The organism is Stieleria sedimenti, assembly GCF_025060895.1.
Taxonomy (GTDB): domain Bacteria; phylum Planctomycetota; class Planctomycetia; order Pirellulales; family Pirellulaceae; genus Stieleria; species Stieleria sedimenti.
The window spans coordinates 47,842-48,439 of record NZ_JANZKV010000162.1 but is presented as its reverse complement, the minus strand read 5'-3'; the positions used below and the strand labels follow the sequence as shown (position 1 = coordinate 48,439).

Below are 598 nucleotides of genomic sequence, written 5' to 3'. Positions count from 1 at the left end.
TCAGGAATTTTTCAAAGTTCCAGCTGATGTTTCCTTTCCCGGCCGGTTTGACGTCCTTGCTGGTCAGGTACTTGTACAACGGCGTGGCGTCGTCGCCGTTGACATTGATCTTGCTGAACATGGGGAAGGACACGTTGTAGCGTGAGTTGCAGAATTGCTTGATTTCTGCCTCGGTGCCGGGCTCTTGGCTGCCGAATTGGTTGCACGGGAACCCGAGGACGACGAAGCCTTTTTGTTTGTATTTGCCATACAGCTCTTCCAGACCCGCATATTGTGGCGTCAAGCCACACTGGCTGGCGGTGTTGACGATCAGGACGACGTTTCCTTCGTAATCTTCCAAGTCGACTTGTTTGCCGTCGATATCCTTCATCTTGAAATCGAGGGCGCATTCGTGGTCGTGTTTGTGTTCGCCGTTGGCGGCTTTGTCGGCGTGGGACATCGCGGTCAGGGCTCCGAGGCAGAGGACGGCAGAGAGGATCAGTCGCATGGGGAACTCGCGTTGAGGTGGGGTGAGAAACTTGAAGGATTGTTACAGATTGGTCAGAAAGTCAAGGTGAGCGGCGAAAGGTGGGCGGGATTCGTTGGTGTGCAGGCTTTA

At 54.2% G+C, this 598-nt stretch carries 1 protein-coding gene; it reads right to left on the bottom strand.

The features are described 5' to 3' along the window. Window positions 1-487, bottom strand: a 487-nt coding sequence (locus NZK35_RS20600; RefSeq protein WP_407699810.1) for a glutathione peroxidase, incomplete at its 3' end; no start/stop codon positions are given. Between the last annotated feature and the right edge of the window lie 111 nt (window positions 488-598).